The sequence below is a fragment of the Rossellomorea sp. DA94 genome, from assembly GCF_029834455.1.
Taxonomy (GTDB): domain Bacteria; phylum Bacillota; class Bacilli; order Bacillales; family Bacillaceae_B; genus Rossellomorea; species Rossellomorea vietnamensis.
Genome location: NZ_CP122397.1, coordinates 2567252 through 2583345, shown reverse-complemented (window position 1 = coordinate 2583345; position 16094 = coordinate 2567252). Strand labels below are relative to the sequence as shown.

At 41.8% G+C, this 16094-nt stretch carries 18 protein-coding genes; 9 read left to right on the top strand and 9 right to left on the bottom strand.

Going from position 1 to position 16094, the window contains the following annotated elements; translation table 11 throughout:
• Positions 1-28 precede the first annotated feature (28 nt).
• Positions 29-226 carry a hypothetical protein gene (locus P8596_RS13385; RefSeq protein ID WP_224519787.1) on the bottom strand — a complete coding sequence of 66 codons (198 nt, stop codon included), beginning with the start codon at positions 224-226 and terminating at the stop codon, positions 29-31.
• Positions 227-356: 130 nt separating this feature from the next.
• Between P8596_RS13385 and P8596_RS13380 the strand changes: the two genes are divergently transcribed.
• Both P8596_RS13380 and P8596_RS13375 read left to right on the top strand, forming a co-directional pair.
• Entirely contained in the window at positions 357-842 is a 486-nt protein-coding gene (locus tag P8596_RS13380; RefSeq protein ID WP_224519789.1) for a hypothetical protein, read from the top strand.
• Complete coding sequence (locus P8596_RS13375) at positions 826-1317, top strand: hypothetical protein (protein ID WP_279724118.1); 492 nt, start codon at positions 826-828, stop codon at positions 1315-1317. Before P8596_RS13380 ends, P8596_RS13375 begins: the two co-directional genes overlap by 17 nt.
• A 48-nt stretch (positions 1318-1365) precedes the next feature.
• Here the strand turns inward: P8596_RS13375 and P8596_RS13370 are convergent, their stop codons facing one another.
• Positions 1366-2220 (bottom strand): STAS domain-containing protein, encoded by an 855-nt coding sequence (locus tag P8596_RS13370; protein WP_061809915.1) that lies wholly within the window; start codon positions 2218-2220, stop codon positions 1366-1368.
• 197 nt (positions 2221-2417) lie between these two features.
• Between P8596_RS13370 and P8596_RS13365 the strand changes: the two genes are divergently transcribed.
• Positions 2418-2807: a thiol-disulfide oxidoreductase DCC family protein gene (locus P8596_RS13365; RefSeq protein ID WP_224519790.1), complete on the top strand. Its 390-nt coding sequence runs from the start codon at positions 2418-2420 to the stop codon at positions 2805-2807.
• Positions 2808-2909: 102 nt separating this feature from the next.
• On the opposite strand, the gene P8596_RS13360 is transcribed toward P8596_RS13365, so the two are convergent.
• From P8596_RS13360 to P8596_RS13340, 5 genes are all read right to left on the bottom strand, one after another.
• A complete protein-coding gene (locus P8596_RS13360) occupies positions 2910-3317 on the bottom strand; it encodes a secondary thiamine-phosphate synthase enzyme YjbQ (RefSeq protein WP_034758849.1) in 408 nt (135 codons plus the stop codon).
• 55 nt (positions 3318-3372) lie between these two features.
• Complete coding sequence (locus P8596_RS13355; protein WP_224519791.1) at positions 3373-3894, bottom strand: 2'-5' RNA ligase family protein; 522 nt, start codon at positions 3892-3894, stop codon at positions 3373-3375.
• 9 nt (positions 3895-3903) lie between these two features.
• A complete protein-coding gene (locus P8596_RS13350; RefSeq protein ID WP_224519792.1) occupies positions 3904-4197 on the bottom strand; it encodes a hypothetical protein in 294 nt (97 codons plus the stop codon).
• Between the two features lie 47 nt (positions 4198-4244).
• Complete coding sequence (locus P8596_RS13345; protein ID WP_224519793.1) at positions 4245-4970, bottom strand: LamB/YcsF family protein; 726 nt, start codon at positions 4968-4970, stop codon at positions 4245-4247.
• Between the two features lie 751 nt (positions 4971-5721).
• Complete coding sequence (locus tag P8596_RS13340; RefSeq protein WP_079531878.1) at positions 5722-5907, bottom strand: hypothetical protein; 186 nt, start codon at positions 5905-5907, stop codon at positions 5722-5724.
• A gap of 375 nt (positions 5908-6282) precedes the next feature.
• Here P8596_RS13340 and P8596_RS13335 point away from each other — a divergent pair, with 375 nt between their 5' ends.
• Positions 6283-6960, top strand: coding sequence for a response regulator transcription factor (locus tag P8596_RS13335; protein WP_061809909.1), 678 nt, complete (start codon positions 6283-6285; stop codon positions 6958-6960).
• Positions 6957-8366 (top strand): HAMP domain-containing sensor histidine kinase, encoded by a 1410-nt coding sequence (locus tag P8596_RS13330; protein WP_079531877.1) that lies wholly within the window; start codon positions 6957-6959, stop codon positions 8364-8366. The genes P8596_RS13335 and P8596_RS13330 overlap by 4 nt, the downstream gene beginning before the upstream one ends.
• Before the next feature lie 13 nt (positions 8367-8379).
• Here P8596_RS13330 and P8596_RS13325 read toward each other — a convergent pair whose 3' ends face one another.
• A complete protein-coding gene (locus P8596_RS13325) occupies positions 8380-8892 on the bottom strand; it encodes a spore coat protein (protein WP_034758876.1) in 513 nt (170 codons plus the stop codon).
• 553 nt (positions 8893-9445) lie between these two features.
• On the opposite strand from P8596_RS13325, the gene P8596_RS13320 reads away from it, so the two are divergent.
• From P8596_RS13320 to P8596_RS13310, 3 genes are all read left to right on the top strand, one after another.
• The gene (locus tag P8596_RS13320) at positions 9446-12292 is read left to right on the top strand and encodes a 2-oxoglutarate dehydrogenase E1 component (RefSeq protein ID WP_224519796.1); all 2847 of its coding nucleotides are present in this window, start codon (positions 9446-9448) and stop codon (positions 12290-12292) included.
• Positions 12293-12311: 19 nt separating this feature from the next.
• Positions 12312-13544 carry a 2-oxoglutarate dehydrogenase complex dihydrolipoyllysine-residue succinyltransferase gene (gene odhB, locus P8596_RS13315; protein ID WP_279724117.1) on the top strand — a complete coding sequence of 411 codons (1233 nt, stop codon included), beginning with the start codon at positions 12312-12314 and terminating at the stop codon, positions 13542-13544.
• Positions 13545-13716: 172 nt separating this feature from the next.
• Positions 13717-13854, top strand: a complete 138-nt coding sequence (locus tag P8596_RS13310; RefSeq protein ID WP_156030008.1) for a hypothetical protein — start codon at positions 13717-13719, stop codon at positions 13852-13854.
• A gap of 71 nt (positions 13855-13925) precedes the next feature.
• Here P8596_RS13310 and sda read toward each other — a convergent pair whose 3' ends face one another.
• Positions 13926-14060, bottom strand: a complete 135-nt coding sequence (gene sda, locus P8596_RS13305) for a sporulation histidine kinase inhibitor Sda (RefSeq protein ID WP_034758885.1) — start codon at positions 14058-14060, stop codon at positions 13926-13928.
• A gap of 373 nt (positions 14061-14433) precedes the next feature.
• Here sda and P8596_RS13300 point away from each other — a divergent pair, with 373 nt between their 5' ends.
• Entirely contained in the window at positions 14434-16068 is a 1635-nt protein-coding gene (locus tag P8596_RS13300) for an AMP-binding protein (RefSeq protein WP_224521071.1), read from the top strand.
• Positions 16069-16094: the final 26 nt, after the last annotated feature.

Below are 16094 nucleotides of genomic sequence, written 5' to 3'. Positions count from 1 at the left end.
CATATTTCACACTAATTATGCCCGCTGTTTAGTCGTGTCTTTTATGTTTATTAAGTAATTCCTTCATCATATTGATGATGGTTGCTCTCTCGGTCTTATCGAATGTGCGGGTCCATCCGGATAGAAGGCTTTCCTCTTCGGTTGACAGGTCACGTTGCAATCCATCTACGAAAATTTCTTTGATTTCGTCTGTTCCATTTTTAGGGTTTATCGTTTCATGTCTCATCGTTTTACCTCCTTGCTTCTTCTTCCTTATTTTCCCCAAGTCAAGTAATTCAAACATTTTAGTGCGTTCCGTGTGTTATGTGAAGAGGGGTTTAAGGGAAGAATGAAGAAAAAAAGTATAGGTGATCCTTATGTCGCTCCCTTTCTTTATTACTGTGTTGATCATGTTGATATACATTGCTCTCTTTATGAAGAAGAAACTTTCATTTACTGCTAACTCCATTCAATTTATGGTGTTATCCATTATTTCCACTAATTATATTACCATTATGACGAATAACCTGGAATGGATGAAAGCTTCCGAGGATGTCACCCAATTTATCAGTCTTCTCATAAACAGGGAATGTATTTTACCTTTGGTGGGTGTGATCATGGTGAATGGGTACTTGAATTATAATAAAAGAAGCGGAAAAATCCTTTATTATGTAAGTCTTTTGTTGTTAATAAATGTATTGGACATCCTACACGTGCATTTTCATTCTCTTTCCTATCCGGACTGGAGTCTTTTTAATACTGTCATCGTCAATGCGTTGTATTTAGTATTCTGTATTTGGTTGGGGAAGGGGCTATATTATTTCCAGAAGAAGGAGGAGGGAAGACGTGGACAGGATATATGAGAGATCCTTTGATTTAAATGAATGGTTCATCATCATTAGTCTGATCGGTCTTCTATTGCTGATATGGGTTACTCCGAAGATCTTCTCCTTTCTTGAAGGGATGAGTTATTTCGTTTATGGAATCTCGGTGGGTATGTTCTATGATCATACCATCAGCATCCCGCCATGGGACTTTTATGATGTAAACGATAGTTCCGCCTATCAGGGAATTGATTTTATCAGTTATATTATGTATGGGCCCTATAGTTATTTTTTTATTTATATCTATCGTAAATTGAGAATCAACGGAATCATGAACCTAACGTACATATTAATCTGGACCGCTTTCTCCCTCTTAATGGAGTGGTTTACAGTAAAAATCGGAATCTTCCACTTCGACAAGGGATATAAGATGTATTGGTCCATCCCTATCTACATGGCAGTTCAAAGCATTCAACTGCTAGTACATCACCAGATAAAAAAAGACTGTCGATAGCTTTTAAATAGAAAACCGGAAACCCTGCTGGCAGGATTTCCGGTTTTTTTAGACGGAGAGAACCGCTTCGTATTGAGTGAAGCCGATATCTTCCAGGGCTTTTTTCAGGCTTGAGCTTGTTTTCAGATCCTCAAAGGTAATACCGAGGTTCCCCAATGTATGAGCCACTTCTGGCCGGATACCGGTTAAGACGGATTGAACACCCATCATTTTAAGAGCATTGATGATCTGATAAATATTATGGGATACCATCGTGTCCATGATGGCAACACCGGAAATATCTATAAATAGATAGTCTAATTGCAGATCAGAGCTTTTTTTCAACGCCGTTTCCATGATGGCACTTGCTCTGTGGGTATCAATTTCCCCGATAAGTGGCAGGATCGCAATCTTCTCGGCAATGGGTACAACCGGGGCAGATAGTTCATCCATGGCAGTGTGGATGAGGGCAATCTGATCCTTTTCTTGGGTGCGGAATACTTCGTTTAGCTGGTACGCAATTTCATCAAGAATGGGATTGATTTCTTTATTGACTTGAAGCATAAGGGAGGCTGAGATTTGATCATCATTCAACTGTTCCATGAATATATCCCAAATGGCAGTACGGAACCCTGATAGGGTTTTTAGGGATTCATTGAGAGCCATTCCATTTTCAATAGCCACTTCCCCGACTTTCCCAGTCCATTCCTTTACTTTACGGGATGATTCTACTTTGTCTTCGTACAAAGATTGTCCGAGCATTTCAATTAATTGCATGCGCCATTCAGTGACTTGTTCCATTTTCAGTACCGATAACGTAAGCTGATCAGAAAATTTCTGTTCCTGGTAGCGAATGACACCCTGAGCGATTTCGGATTTATGGGAAACAATTTGTTTACCCAGATATAATAATTCGTCTCTCATTTTCTTCAGCCAACTCCTTATACTGCATGTTTATTTATTTTATTTCTAAGTAATCTCTATTAATGGTAATATAGTATACCACAGAATCTAGTAAAATTATACTTCTCTTTAAGGAGGCACAACCTGTTCGCGTCTTTTGTTTGAGTGTATGATAGTATAAGGGAATGGAAATTCGACTATGACGAAGGGTGATTTACTTGCGGATCATTTTGTTCGACGGCATATGCAATTTTTGCAATAAAAGTGTCCGGTTTATCATTAAGCGTGATGCAAAAGGGGAATTTCGCTTTGCCTCGCTACAAAGTGAGACGGGACAGAAGTTATTAGAGAAGCACAACATACCTGAAACGACGGACAGCTTCGTATTGGTTGATGGGGAGCAGGCTTCCGTTGAATCAACAGCTGCCCTGAAAGTATCTTCTAAACTGAAATGGCCATGGAAGATTTTCGCTCTGTTGCTCGTCATTCCGAAGCCTATAAGAGACAGCATATATCGTATTATTGCAAGGAATCGATACAGGTGGTTCGGGAAACAGGAATCATGCATGATTCCTTCAAAGGAGATCAGGGAACGATTCATAGAATAAGCGAAATTGTGTTGGAGAATGTGATGAGGAAAAGAATCAAACCATTAAAAAAGACCCTGGACGAGTGCCCGGGTCTATTTACCATTCAAATGGTATTATCTCTTACTCACTTTGAATCGTTTTAACGGAAACTTTTCTTCCTGAACGGGGACCATCAAATTCACAAAGGTATATTCCTTGCCATGTCCCCAATAGTAGTTCACCATCTGACACGATGACCGTCTGACTGTGGCCGACGGTACTGGTTTTCAAATGAGCAGCTGTATTTCCTTCTCCATGCAGATCAGACGAGTGGTGCCATGGGTAAAGCTCGTCTAATCGGCGAATGAAGTCGGTTTTCACATCAGGATCGGCATTCTCGTTTACCGTGATACCCGCTGTTGTGTGTAAAGACTGCACCACCACAAGACCTTCTGTCATTCCCGACCGATTAATGATATCTTGTACGTAACGAGTAATGTCGATCATTTCATCACGCTTCTTGGTATCAATGGATAATGTTTTGATCATAATTAATCCCTTCCCTTATTAGACCTATTCGTTTACATTCCACAAAGCGTCCAATTTAAAACCTGTTATCCTTAAGAGGGACACGACCGATGACGTTGGACACATCGTCTTCACCTATTTCTTCTAACGTAATTTCCTTTACAACCGTATGATAGGATTCCCTCAAATCCTTACACTTTTCAAGGGCACTGCTATATTCTTCGCTGTTTCCAGGCCGTCCAAGTGTGATGTGTGGCGAGTATGTAAAATGGGGGTTTCGATAAGGCGCAAGAATTCCTTCATACAACTGATCATGTAATTGTATAAGGAAGTCGTTGCCTTCCTTAACATTCAAGAATAAAAATTCTCCGCCGGAACCTGTCACATCCCTTAAGGTCATGGGGAATGGAGAAATATGCTCTGCTACCGACTTAATATGAACCAGGATATCAACTGAGGGGATGGAAGATTCAAAAGGGAAAACGAGGGTAATATGGGGAGGTATTTTATCCGATAGAGGGTCATACCTATGTCTGATCTCCTGGATTTTATCTACTGAATGAAATGAAGGAAAGATATGGATCGCTCTTTTCATCATGATGCTCCTTTACTGACAAGGGGATTCCTGATTTTCAATGAGTGTATACGTTGTTCGTTCGAATGATGCCCTGAAACACGTTCCTTCTTTTGTTTTATAGAGAGCCCGGTAGATTTTATCATGGCTCTTTGTGGTATGGGTCTGAATGATCCCCACAACGGTCGAACCCGGTGCCACCGTGCGAATGGAGGATTGAATAGTGTTGTGCAAAATGCTCCGCTTGTATACGTATACTACAATGACAAAAGCGATAAGGAAGATGAACATCCACCTTAACCCGTTTAATAGAAATGTCTTATTCACGGTTCAGCCCTCATCTCCCTTATAGCTTATTCTTTCAAAATACTTCCCTAACGTAACTTTTGTGATAGGCGCTTGGCCAGGGATAGTGCCGCTTCATTATCTCCATGGAGACAAATCGTGTCTGCCTGGATGGATACGGTCTTCCCATCAATAGATACCACTTCTTGTTTTTCTACCATTCGAAGCACCTGTTTTTCCACTTCGTCCCCGTCATGAAGTACAGCATGAGGAAGAGAGCGAGGAGTTAATGTACCATCGGATTGATAGGCGCGATCGGCAAATACTTCATGAGCTACGCGCAATCCTGCTTCTTCACCAGCCCTTGTAAGTTCACTTTGTGAAAGGCCGAATAGGGTGAGGGTGGGGTCAAGGTCGTAAACGGCTTCGGCAATCGCTTGAGCCAGTTTGGGATCCTTTGCAGCCATATTGTACAGTGCTCCATGTGGTTTTACATGGGATAGCGTCCCGCCTTGGGCTTTGATAAAAGCGTATAAAGCCCCTATCTGGTATTGAATGAGGGCATAGGTCTCCTCGGGGGAGATCTGCATCATTCTTCTTCCAAATCCCTGGATGTCTGGCAGCCCGGGATGGGCCCCCATTTTCACTCCATGCTTCATTGCGTTTGAAACAGTTTGTTTCATTACAAGGGGATCTCCCGCATGAAAACCGCAAGCGATATTGACGGATGTGACATAGTTCATCATTTCTTCATCTTTTCCTATCGTATATGCACCAAAACTTTCACCTAAATCACAATTTAAATCAATTTTCATTTTTTCATCCTTTCGAGCATGAGAATGTATTGTAACATTCTGAATTCTTATTCATCATATCATAAAAGTACGTCCTTTTGTTTGCTCTTTAAATAGACTTCTGGTAAACAAATGCATTTTCTCATCAAATTTTAATCTTGTTTTAATTGAGTTCACTTTTTCGGGCGTTACAATGAATCTTGCTTATGAATAAGGATTTATCACTCCCTAAACAGATTGAAAGTGGGGTAGCTTTCTAATCTGTTTAAATCTTTATTATGTAAGACCCATTCTAATTTCTTTCCTTTGAAGACAAAAGCCTTGCTGAAGCTTTTGTCTTCTTTTTTTATATTATTAGACTCTTTTAGCAAAGAATCTATATTATGCCGAAGCAAGTAGTGGTTGATTTCCGCTGCAGGTGCTCGCTTTCCGCGGGGCGTGAGTTGAGCCTCCTCGGGCGCTGCCCTGCGGGGTCTCAAGATCCAGCTACGGTGGCTAGCCCCTCGAGGTCATAAGCTAAATGGTCCAAGAAGGCAAAAGAACGCTTTCTTAGCCCATTCAGCTTATGCTTGTCGGGGCTGAGCAAGCCACCTCCGCTTTTCAGGCTTTCCCGCGTTTCCCGCAGGAGTCGAGCACCTTCCGCTCCAATCAACTATCTTTGAAAGTTTTAATACACAAAGATAACAGAGAAAGAAAATCATAGTTTTGTTGAAATAGCTACAAAAGTTCTTTTTTTAAATAAAAAAATAGACAGGGAAGATATCTTCGCCTGTCAGTGGTTTTGTTGCCCGTTATGGGGTTTTAGTTTCATTTTATAGAGCCATTCTTTCATTTTTCCTGCATTTCTTTTTCTCTCAGGCTGGTTCTCCATAATCCTGGTCCTTAAAAAGTGATAAACCAATTCTTCCGCCAGGATGATGAGGATAAAGAAAGAAACAATCACCGCGATCCAAGTCATACAATTTCCCCCTTTTGCTTCTTAACCATGTTTATGGATATATCTACCACATTATGAAGAGAATGAAACATGATCAGGAATAACAAACAGGGTAATGTAGATGATTATAATATGATTATGTAAATTGGTTCATCTCTTAATGAAAACTCACCTTTTTCTCATTTTATTTTAATGATGGAGGAGCAGAATGAAAGTAGTGATAAAAGGGAGGTTAGAACCATGTGGATTCGAATTATTCCTATTTTATTTTTCAGTTTTACCGCGTTAACATTAATGACGTATCAAGGCATTGAAATATTCCATGCCCTAAACGATTTTATTTTCAACAAAAGTAAATTAAAATAAAGGGTATTAAGATTTAGAGCAGGTGATTGTGTGAAAAGAATCTTAGTCATTGAAGATGAAAAGAATCTCTCCCGATTCATCGAATTAGAACTGAAATACGAAGGGTACGAAGTCGGCCTGGCCTATGATGGGAGAGATGGCCTGGATCAAGCCCTTAACGAAGAATGGGACATCATCCTCCTGGATCTGATGCTTCCCGGCTTAAATGGATTGGAAGTATGCAGAAGAGTCAGGCAGGTCAAAGCCATCCCGATCCTGATGATTACGGCAAGGGATAGCGTAATGGACCGTGTATCGGGGCTTGACAGCGGGGCGGATGATTATATCGTCAAACCCTTTGCCATTGAAGAGTTGTTAGCAAGGCTAAGGGCTGTGTTCAGACGCGCAGTAAAAGAGGATCCCGCTCAACAAACCTCGTTTCAATTTCGGGATATCATCGTATATAAGGAGTCCAGGCAAGTTTTTAAGCTTGAAGATGAAATTGACGTGACCAAACGGGAGTATGACCTTTTACTTGCTTTTTTAGAGAACAAGAATATTGTCCTGACCCGTGAAGTCCTCCTCAACAAAGTATGGGGATACGATACGGAAGTGGAAACGAATGTTGTGGACGTTTACGTTAGGTACTTAAGGAATAAAATAGATTCCCCAGGCGAAGAGAGTTATATCCAGACCGTACGTGGAACCGGCTATGTGATGAGGACATGAATACATTCATCAATCGACTTAAGCCTTCTTCCCTAAAGGTGAAGTGGGCATTTGCAGCCGGGTCGGCCATATTCCTTGCCTTTTTTTTGTTCAGTTTTTTTCAATATCACGCCATTAATAAATGGATGCTTGATGAAGAAGAAAGTAACTTTGGGCGGGTATTGGATGAAATTACTGTCTTCTTTAAACAGAGAGGGAACGATATCCAGCTTCAGGACATATATGATAGCCGGGACCTAATGAAACAAATAGCTGAAAAAGACCAGACCATACGGATATTGGATCATCAAGGGGAACAGGTATTGGAAATCAGGGGAGAAAATGAGTCTGCCTTTTATGTGCCCTTTCAACCTGTCAATGATAAATCTGTGGAATTGATAGAATCTGAAGGCAAGAAGATGCTCATTGGGCGTTCACCCATCAAATCGACCCGATTTAATGGGTATGTCGAAATCATACAGCCATTGAACCGGTATGCAAACATCATGAAGAATCTTTTTTGGATGATGACCATCACGGGCATCTTGGCTCTATTGATCAGTGCTGTCATTGGGTATTCTATGGCGAAAAGCTTTGTCCGCCCATTGAATAAACTTTCTGAAACAATGAGGTCCATCGAAAGAAAAGGATTTCACGAAAGAGTGGAGATTGTAAAGGCCCATGATGAAATTAGTGACTTATCCCAGATTTTCAATAAAATGATGAGTCAGATCGAAAAATCATTTCAACAGCAGCAGCAATTTGTGGAAGATGCTTCACATGAATTGAGAACCCCCATCCAGGTACTTGAAGGGCATCTTGCATTATTGAACCGTTGGGGGAAAAAAGATCCAACCATACTGGAGGAGTCTTTACAAGTATCATTAGATGAACTTGAGAGAATAAAACGCCTTGTAGGTGAATTACTGGAGCTTTCCAGAGCGGACAGGGAAAAATTCGATTTGGAAAACGCCAGGGCAAATGTACAGAAAGTAGTGGATAAAGTAATGAGGGACTTTAGGTTTCTTCATCAGGAATACACTTTTTCTTGTTTTGATGATTTAAACCAAGAAGCGTTGGTAACCATTATGCCGAGGCACCTGGAGCAGATCATGATCATCCTGTTGGATAATGCCGTGAAGTATTCTGATGAGCATTCCACTATTGAAGTGAAGCTAATGGACTCTCAGGAAGACATTATCATAGAAGTCAAGGATGAGGGGATCGGTATTCCCGAGGAAGACCTTCCGAAAATCTTTGACCGCTTCTATCGCGTGGATAAAGCAAGAAGCCGCGAGAAAGGTGGATATGGACTGGGATTGGCCATCGCTTCGAAGCTGGTCCAAAACTATGACGGGGAGATCACGGCCATTGGAAACAATCCTCACGGGACCATCATTCGACTATCCCTTAAACAAATCCATTAAATTTACAGACGTCTCAATATTTTTCTGAGACGTCTATTTCTGTGTACTGCATGTCAATGCTTTTAGGGATTTTCAGTTCAAGGATCCCATCTTTGTATTGAGCAACAGCGCCTTTTTTCTTTACGAGACAAGGGAGGGTGATCACTTGTCTTTCGTCACAGCCGGGTATGTTTTCTATGATTGCCTGATTTGACGTGTGAAAAATCTTCAGATGCTTCATCCATTCCTCATTAGGTACTTGGAAACGAATATAGATATCTTCAAAGGTTTCAAACACATTGGTAGGAATTGCGGAATTGGACCTGGGTGCTTCCTCGCGTTTCGTTTGCTGCCCCTGGTTGCCCATCGGATTCATAAAGGATTGTGCCCCATTCATCATATCATTCGGATTCATCATGCTATCCCACCCGCCAGGAAACATCTTCTTCATCATACCTTGAATATAGTTATCCATATCTTTGGGGTTCATTTGATTCATTTGATCTTTCATGTTTTTATTGAAAGGGAATAAACTCCATGGGAACATGTGAACCACCTCACTTTAAACATAATAAATAGCCCCTTTGTTTCCTTCTGGTTCTATCCTATGCATTGGGTGGGCGATGAGTTCATTTCTGGAGGTGCAAGAGGAAGGTTGGGAATGAAAAATCTTTATCTATGACTCTGATAACCTAGTACTAAACAAAAAATCGTGGAAAATAACAAAAAATATTTGGTTTTTTTAGGTAACAGTAGTAAGATGGTTTATGAAAAAAGTACCCTTACATAGGGATACAAGAAGGTGAAAGAGAAAGCGCTTAATAAAATATTATTTCAGAATAGTCGTTATTCAGAAAGGTTTTCATGTATTTTATTATGGGAATATAAGTAATATCCCCATAAGAAGTAAGGAAAACAAAATTTAAAGAAATTTGTTATAAAGACTTTATCTTACTACTGCACAGTGATAAAATGTCCTTGTAAGCGTTTTTATGTATTAAAAATTACTATTCTTGCATAATGAATACCGTTGATTGAATTGTAAGAATACATGATACCCAAATTATACTAACTGGCAAAATAGTTGGAGGTTTTTCACAATGAAAAAGCAATCTGCAAAAGGGGAACCGTGGCAATCGTTTTACGGACCAAACCTTGGTTATGTAATGGAGGTTTATGAACAATTCCTTGAAGATCCAACGGAAGTGGATCCAGAACTAAAGGAATTATTCGAACAATGGGGGCCTCCCACCGTTGAAGACGTAAAGGTGATCGCGAGCGCCCAGCACGGTGATTCATCGTTTACACTACCCGAACAGCCTACTGCCTTGAGTAAAATGGTGGCTGCGGTTAAATTAGCAGATAATATTCGTACATATGGTCACTTAGCTGCGGATATTAATCCCCTGAATGACCGGAATAAGGATACAAGAAGAATTGAACTTTCTGAGTTTAATTTAACGGAAGAAGATTTGAAACAGATACCTGTCGATTTCTTATGTCCGAATGCACCTTCTCATATTAAAGACGGTCTTCAGGCCATTCAGCACTTAAGACAGGTATACACAAATAAGCTGGCATTCGAATATGCTCATGTTCATGAGCTTGAAGAGAAAAATTGGTTAAGGGAAAAGATCGAGTCGGAATCCTATTTCATCCCGCTTTCCAAAGAGAAGAAATTGGCGTTATTGAAACGTCTTGCCCAAGTGGACGGATTTGAAAAATATGTTCATCGCACCTTTGTTGGTCAAAAGCGCTTCTCAATTGAAGGATTGGACACGATGGTTCCATTATTGGACGAGATGGTTCGTTATTCTGTTGAATCAGGTGCTAAAACCGTCAATATCGGAATGGCTCATCGAGGACGCCTGAATGTTCTGGCACATGTCATCGGGAAACCATACGAAATGATTTTTGCAGAATTCCAACACGCTCCGAGTAAGGACTTGATTCCTTCTGAGGGATCAATCGGCATTACGTTTGGATGGACGGGAGACGTTAAGTACCACTTGGGGGCAGACCGTGAAATTTCTCCACAGCAGTCACCGACAGCCCGTGCACGGGTGACGCTTGCCAACAACCCGAGTCACCTGGAAGTTGTCAGTCCGATCGTTGCAGGATACACGCGTGCAGCCCAGGAAGTACGTGAAGATAAAGGCTACCCTGAGCAGTCCCCTGAAGCATCATATGCCGTCATGATACATGGGGATGCTGCCTTCCCGGGTCAGGGTGTCGTAGCCGAAACATTAAATATGAGTCAACTTCGCGGATACAATACAGGGGGATCCATTCATCTGATCGCCAACAACATGATAGGATTCACAACTGAAAGCCGTGATTCACGTTCAACTAAGTATGCATCAGATACGGCCAAGGGCTTTGAAGTTCCGATTGTGCATGTCAATGCAGATGATCCCGAAGCATGTCTTGCTGCAGCAGTCCTTGCCTATGAATATCGTAAAACATTCGGTAAAGACTTTGTCATTGATTTAATCGGCTACAGACGTTTTGGTCATAATGAAATGGACGAACCGATGGTAACGAATCCATTGATGTATTCTGTCATTCAGAATCATCCAAACGTCAAGAAGATGTACGCTGACAAGCTCATCTCTGAGGGCATCGTAACGGATGCAGATGTAGAGAAGATGGATTCTGAAATCGAGGAAGAATTAAAAGCAGCCTATAACAAAGTACCAGCCAAAGACGATGATCCAGATACGGTCCTTGCTCCACCTGAATACGTGGCGAATGGCCTTCCGGAAATCAACACAAGCGTCGATTTCGATAAGCTGGAAGGGTTGAACAGCGAACTGCTCCAATGGCCAGAAGGCTTCAATGTGTTCAAGAAATTAGATCGTATCCTGAAGAGACGCAGCCAGGTATTCGAAGGAAAAGGGAAAATTGATTGGGCGCATGCCGAAACATTGGCTTTTGCTTCCATCCTTAAAGATGGAACGCCAATCCGACTGACCGGACAGGACTCTGAAAGGGGAACATTTGCTCAACGTCACCTGGTACTACATGATGAGAAGTCAGGTGAAGAATATATCCCGTTACACAACTTGAAGGATAGCCATGCGTCATTCGTCGTCCATAACAGTCCTCTTACCGAAACCGCCGTAGTTGGTTACGAGTATGGATACAATGTTTTCGCACCTGAAACCCTTGTCCTATGGGAAGCTCAATTCGGTGACTTCTCGAATATGGCACAAGTGATGTTTGATCAGTTCATCTCGGCGGGGCGCGCGAAATGGGGTCAAAAAACAGGTCTTGTCATGCTTCTGCCACATGGTTATGAAGGACAGGGTCCTGAACACTCCAGCGCCCGTCTGGAGCGCTTCTTACAGCTTGGCGGGGAATATAACTGGACAGTCGCCAACTGTTCAACAGCGGGTCAATACTTCCATATCCTAAGACGTCAAGCCGCTATCTTACAAAAAGAAGAAGTAAGGCCGCTTGTCATCATGACTCCAAAAAGCCTGCTGAGAAATCAGTTTGCAGCTGTAACGGCAGAAGAATTAGCCAATGGGGAATTTCATTCAGTCCTTGAGCAAAAGGGTCTTGGGGATAGCCCGGATACTGTAGAAAGAGTTGTGTTATGCAGCGGCAAGATTGCGATTGATGTAGAAGAGAAGCTTCAGGATCTCGATGATAAAGACTGGTTGCACGTTCTAAGGGTGGAAGAAATCTATCCTTTCCCTAAAGGGGATATTACAGCCATCTTAGAAAGGTATCCAAACCTTAAAGAATTGGTCTGGATCCAGGAGGAACCTAAGAATATGGGTGCATGGACATTTGCGGAACCAAGACTCCGTGACATTGCCCCTCAGGGTGTCGATGTGCATTATATCGGGCGTCGCAGGCGTTCAAGCCCATCCGAAGGAGAACCGACTGTACACAAAAAAGAACAATCCAGGATCATAAACGAAGCGTTAACCCGATAAGAAAGAGGAGGACATCACAGTGGCAGAAATTAAAGTTCCAGAATTAGCAGAATCAATTACAGAAGGTACGATTGCACAATGGCTGAAGCAGCCCGGGGATTATGTTGAGAAAGGCGAATATATCGTCGAGCTTGAAACCGATAAAGTAAACGTGGAAGTCATTTCAGAAGAAGCCGGTACAATCCAGGAGCTTAAAGCTGATGAAGGCGATACGGTTGAAGTTGGACAAGTGATTGCCATTGTAGGTGCAGGCGGAGAAGCCAATGCCACTTCAGATGCAAAGGAAGAAGCGCCTAAGAAGGAAGAGAAGACGGAAGAAGCACCAGTTGAAGAAACACCAGTCAAAGATGAGAAAAAGAATCGTCCGATCGCTTCTCCGGCAGCTCGCAAGTTAGCCCGTGAGAAAGGCATCGATCTGTCCGATGTTCCAACAGATCCACTTGGACGTGTTCGTAAACAGGACATAGAAGCCTATAGCAATAAACCTGCAGAGGCTCCTTCTAAACCTTCTGCACAGGAGAAGAAGGCTCCAGCAAAGAAAGATGATGGAAAGCCAGCGGTACGTGAGAAAATGTCTCGCCGACGTCAAACCATCGCGAAACGATTAGTCGAGGTTCAGCAGACAGCTGCCATGCTGACGACATTCAATGAAATTGATATGAGTAAAGTCATGGAGTTACGGAAACGCAAGAAGGACAAATTCTTTGATGACCATGATGTAAGACTTGGATTCATGAGTTTCTTTACTAAGGCAGTGGTAGCGGCGCTTAAGAAATTCCCTTATGTAAACGCTGAAATTGATGGGGATGAAATCGTCCTTAAGAAGTTCTACGATGTCGGCGTGGCCGTATCCACGGATGATGGATTGGTTGTACCTGTCGTACGTGACTGTGAACGAAAGAATTTCGCAGAAATTGAAGGGGAAATCATGGAACTGGCTACTAAGGCCAGAAACAATAAGTTATCCCTTGGAGACCTGCAAGGTGGGTCATTCACCATTACAAATGGTGGGGTATTCGGCTCATTACTTTCCACTCCGATCTTAAATGGACCACAGGTTGGAATTCTCGGGATGCATAAAATCCAACTTCGTCCTGTAGCCATTGATAAGGACACAATGGAGAATCGTCCGATGATGTACATTGCTTTATCATATGATCATAGAATCATTGATGGAAAAGAAGCGGTTGGATTCCTGGCAATGGTTAAAGACTTACTTGAAAACCCTGAAGATTTACTTCTTGAAGGGTAAACCACTCTGATTGAATAGTGATAGATGAATGTTTGGCTGATTCATATGACCCCTGGTGGTATATGAGTCAGCCTTTTTTTCACATATTTTAACCAAGAGCATAAAATGTGGTTAAACAAAATAAAGTTTCCTTAAGGAAAATTGTGGACAACAGCCGGAGAGGGTGGGGGAAATGAACGCTTATCACTCAAAAAAAGTGCTTCAATATTCTTATTTATTTCATAAGATCGGACTTCTGGATCACGATCAATTTAAGCAAATAGAGGAATACCATGGATTAAAAGTCATGAAAAAAGACAGACTCAAATGAACGTGAGTCTGTCATCAATATCTCAGGGGGTGAGATCGTTTGATTTTTAATTTTTTTGTTTATTTACAGCGTCAAGATTTCCTAAAAGGTTTCAATCCACGGTTACGAATTTCTTTCTTAAGAAGCGATATCCAGTCTTGATCATTCCCTTGTTTCTCAGCATCACGATAAGCTGCCACCAACTGTTCATTACTTAAGATTTTCATGACCAACCTCCCAGGAAATGTATAAAATATAGAATTTTCTATATTTTCTATTTATTCTACAGAGAAAACATTCATTTGAAAAGTGTTTTTTCATAAATTCCTTCTAAAGTTGTATTTTTAGGTGTTTTGTTGAAACTGGTTTAAAGAAGGCGCTTTTTGTCTTGTGAGACCAAGGAGGAATTGTTGGATTTTGTCGACAGGGTGAGACCGGACTATTTATCCTGTATTAGAGGTATGAAGTAATTAGTTTGAAAATTTAAATTTTTGTGATAATATACACGCATAAGGAACTGAAATGTCACCTCTTGAATCACTTACGGAAGGTTCCGGTTTATACAGGGTCATACTAAAGGGGGAATATCATTTGTCGGAGATTTTACACACTACAGTAGGGGATCTTCTCGAAGAAAAAGCACGCATTCAGCCGAACAATGAAGCGGTCGTCTATGCTGACAGGGGGTTAAGATGGTCCTATCATGAATTTAACCAATTATGCAGACAGGCCGCAAAAGGATTCATGAAACTTGGCATCAATAAAGGGGATCATATAGCCATTTGGGCATCGAACACACCTGAATGGTTAGTGAGCCAGTTCTCCACCGGTAAAATGGGTGCCGTACTGGTCACAGTGAACACAAATTATCGAAGTGCTGAATTAGAATATTTACTAAGACAATCAGATAGTCAGACGATTATTTTGATGGAAGAATTCAGAGGTGCGTCATATATTGACATGCTCTATGAAATCTGTCCGGAATTGAAATATTCTGAGCCTGGAGAGCTGAAAAGTGCCAAACTGCCTTTCTTGAAAAATGTGATTGTTCTAGGGGATAATTCCTATCCGGGTACATATAGCTGGGAGGACATCATGGAGAAAGGGAAGGAAGTGGAAGAGAATGATCTTGACGTAAGACTTTCCAGCCTATCCCCTCATGATGTCATCAATATGCAATATACGTCAGGGACGACAGGGTTTCCGAAAGGGGTCATGCTCACTCATTCCAATATCGTAAATAACGGGTATAATATCGCAGGATGCATGAGACTCGGCAATGAGGATCGTTTGTGCATTCCAGTTCCATTCTTTCATTGCTTCGGGTGCGTGCTGGGGGTCCTGGCTTGTGTTTCTGTAGGAGCCACAATGGTCCCCTTACAGGAATTCGATCCCCGTCGGGTCTTGAAGACGGTCCAGGATGAAAAGTGCACAGGCCTTCATGGAGTGCCTACCATGTTCATTTCCGAGTTGAATCTCCCGGATTTCGATCAATATGACCTATCCCATCTTCGCACAGGTATCATGGCAGGCAGTAATTGTCCGATTGAAGTGATGAAAGGGGTCATGGACAAAATGGGAGCAGATGAGATTACGATCGCCTATGGGCAGACAGAGTCATCTCCCGTGATCACCCAGACACGTACCCATGATCCGATTGAATTAAAGGTCGAAACCGTAGGGAAATCACTGCCTAATGTCGAAGTGAAAATTGTGGAGCCCGGTTCAAATCGGGAAATCCCTTATGGAGTCCAGGGAGAATTGTGTACCCGTGGATACCATGTCATGAAAGGGTACTATAAGAATGAAGAAGCGACAAGGCTTGCCATTGACGATGAAGGATGGCTTCATACGGGTGATTTAGCCGTCATGGATGAACATGGTTATTGCAGGATTACAGGTAGATTAAAAGATATGATCATTCGAGGTGGTGAGAATATTTATCCGAGAGAGATTGAAGAATTTCTTTATTCCCATCCTAAGGTCTTGGATGTACAGGTCATTGGGATTCCGGATGAGGTTTATGGTGAAGAGGTCATGGCCTGGATCATATTGAAGGAAGGACAAACTGCGACCTCTGAAGAGATCAGGGAGTATTGCACCGGAAAGATTTCACGGCATAAAATCCCAAGATATATCGAATTTACTGATGCCTACCCGATGACTGCTTCAGGAAAAATCCAAAAGTTCCGTTTAAGGGAGCAGGCGAAGCAAACCGCCATCCCCAAAAAGTAAATGAAAAATTGAAAGCGTTTCCTCTT

Bases quoted from the DNA above. Each gene is read 5' to 3' on its own strand.
- P8596_RS13355 (WP_224519791.1), bottom strand. From the start codon at position 3,894: ATGATGAAAAGAGCGATCCATATCTTTCCTTCATTTCATTCAGTAGAT.
- P8596_RS13385 (WP_224519787.1), bottom strand. From the start codon at position 226: ATGAGACATGAAACGATAAACCCTAAAAATGGAACAGACGAAATCAAA.
- P8596_RS13360 (WP_034758849.1), bottom strand. From the start codon at position 3,317: ATGATCAAAACATTATCCATTGATACCAAGAAGCGTGATGAAATGATC.
- P8596_RS13345 (WP_224519793.1), bottom strand. From the start codon at position 4,970: ATGAAAATTGATTTAAATTGTGATTTAGGTGAAAGTTTTGGTGCATAT.
- P8596_RS13330 (WP_079531877.1), top strand. From the start codon at position 6,957: ATGAATACATTCATCAATCGACTTAAGCCTTCTTCCCTAAAGGTGAAG.
- P8596_RS13370 (WP_061809915.1), bottom strand. From the start codon at position 2,220: ATGAGAGACGAATTATTATATCTGGGTAAACAAATTGTTTCCCATAAA.
- P8596_RS13320 (WP_224519796.1), top strand. From the start codon at position 9,446: ATGAAAAAGCAATCTGCAAAAGGGGAACCGTGGCAATCGTTTTACGGA.
- P8596_RS13340 (WP_079531878.1), bottom strand. From the start codon at position 5,907: ATGACTTGGATCGCGGTGATTGTTTCTTTCTTTATCCTCATCATCCTG.
- sda (WP_034758885.1), bottom strand. From the start codon at position 14,060: ATGAAAATCTTAAGTAATGAACAGTTGGTGGCAGCTTATCGTGATGCT.
- P8596_RS13325 (WP_034758876.1), bottom strand. From the start codon at position 8,892: ATGTTCCCATGGAGTTTATTCCCTTTCAATAAAAACATGAAAGATCAA.
- P8596_RS13310 (WP_156030008.1), top strand. From the start codon at position 13,717: ATGAACGCTTATCACTCAAAAAAAGTGCTTCAATATTCTTATTTATTT.
- P8596_RS13380 (WP_224519789.1), top strand. From the start codon at position 357: ATGTCGCTCCCTTTCTTTATTACTGTGTTGATCATGTTGATATACATT.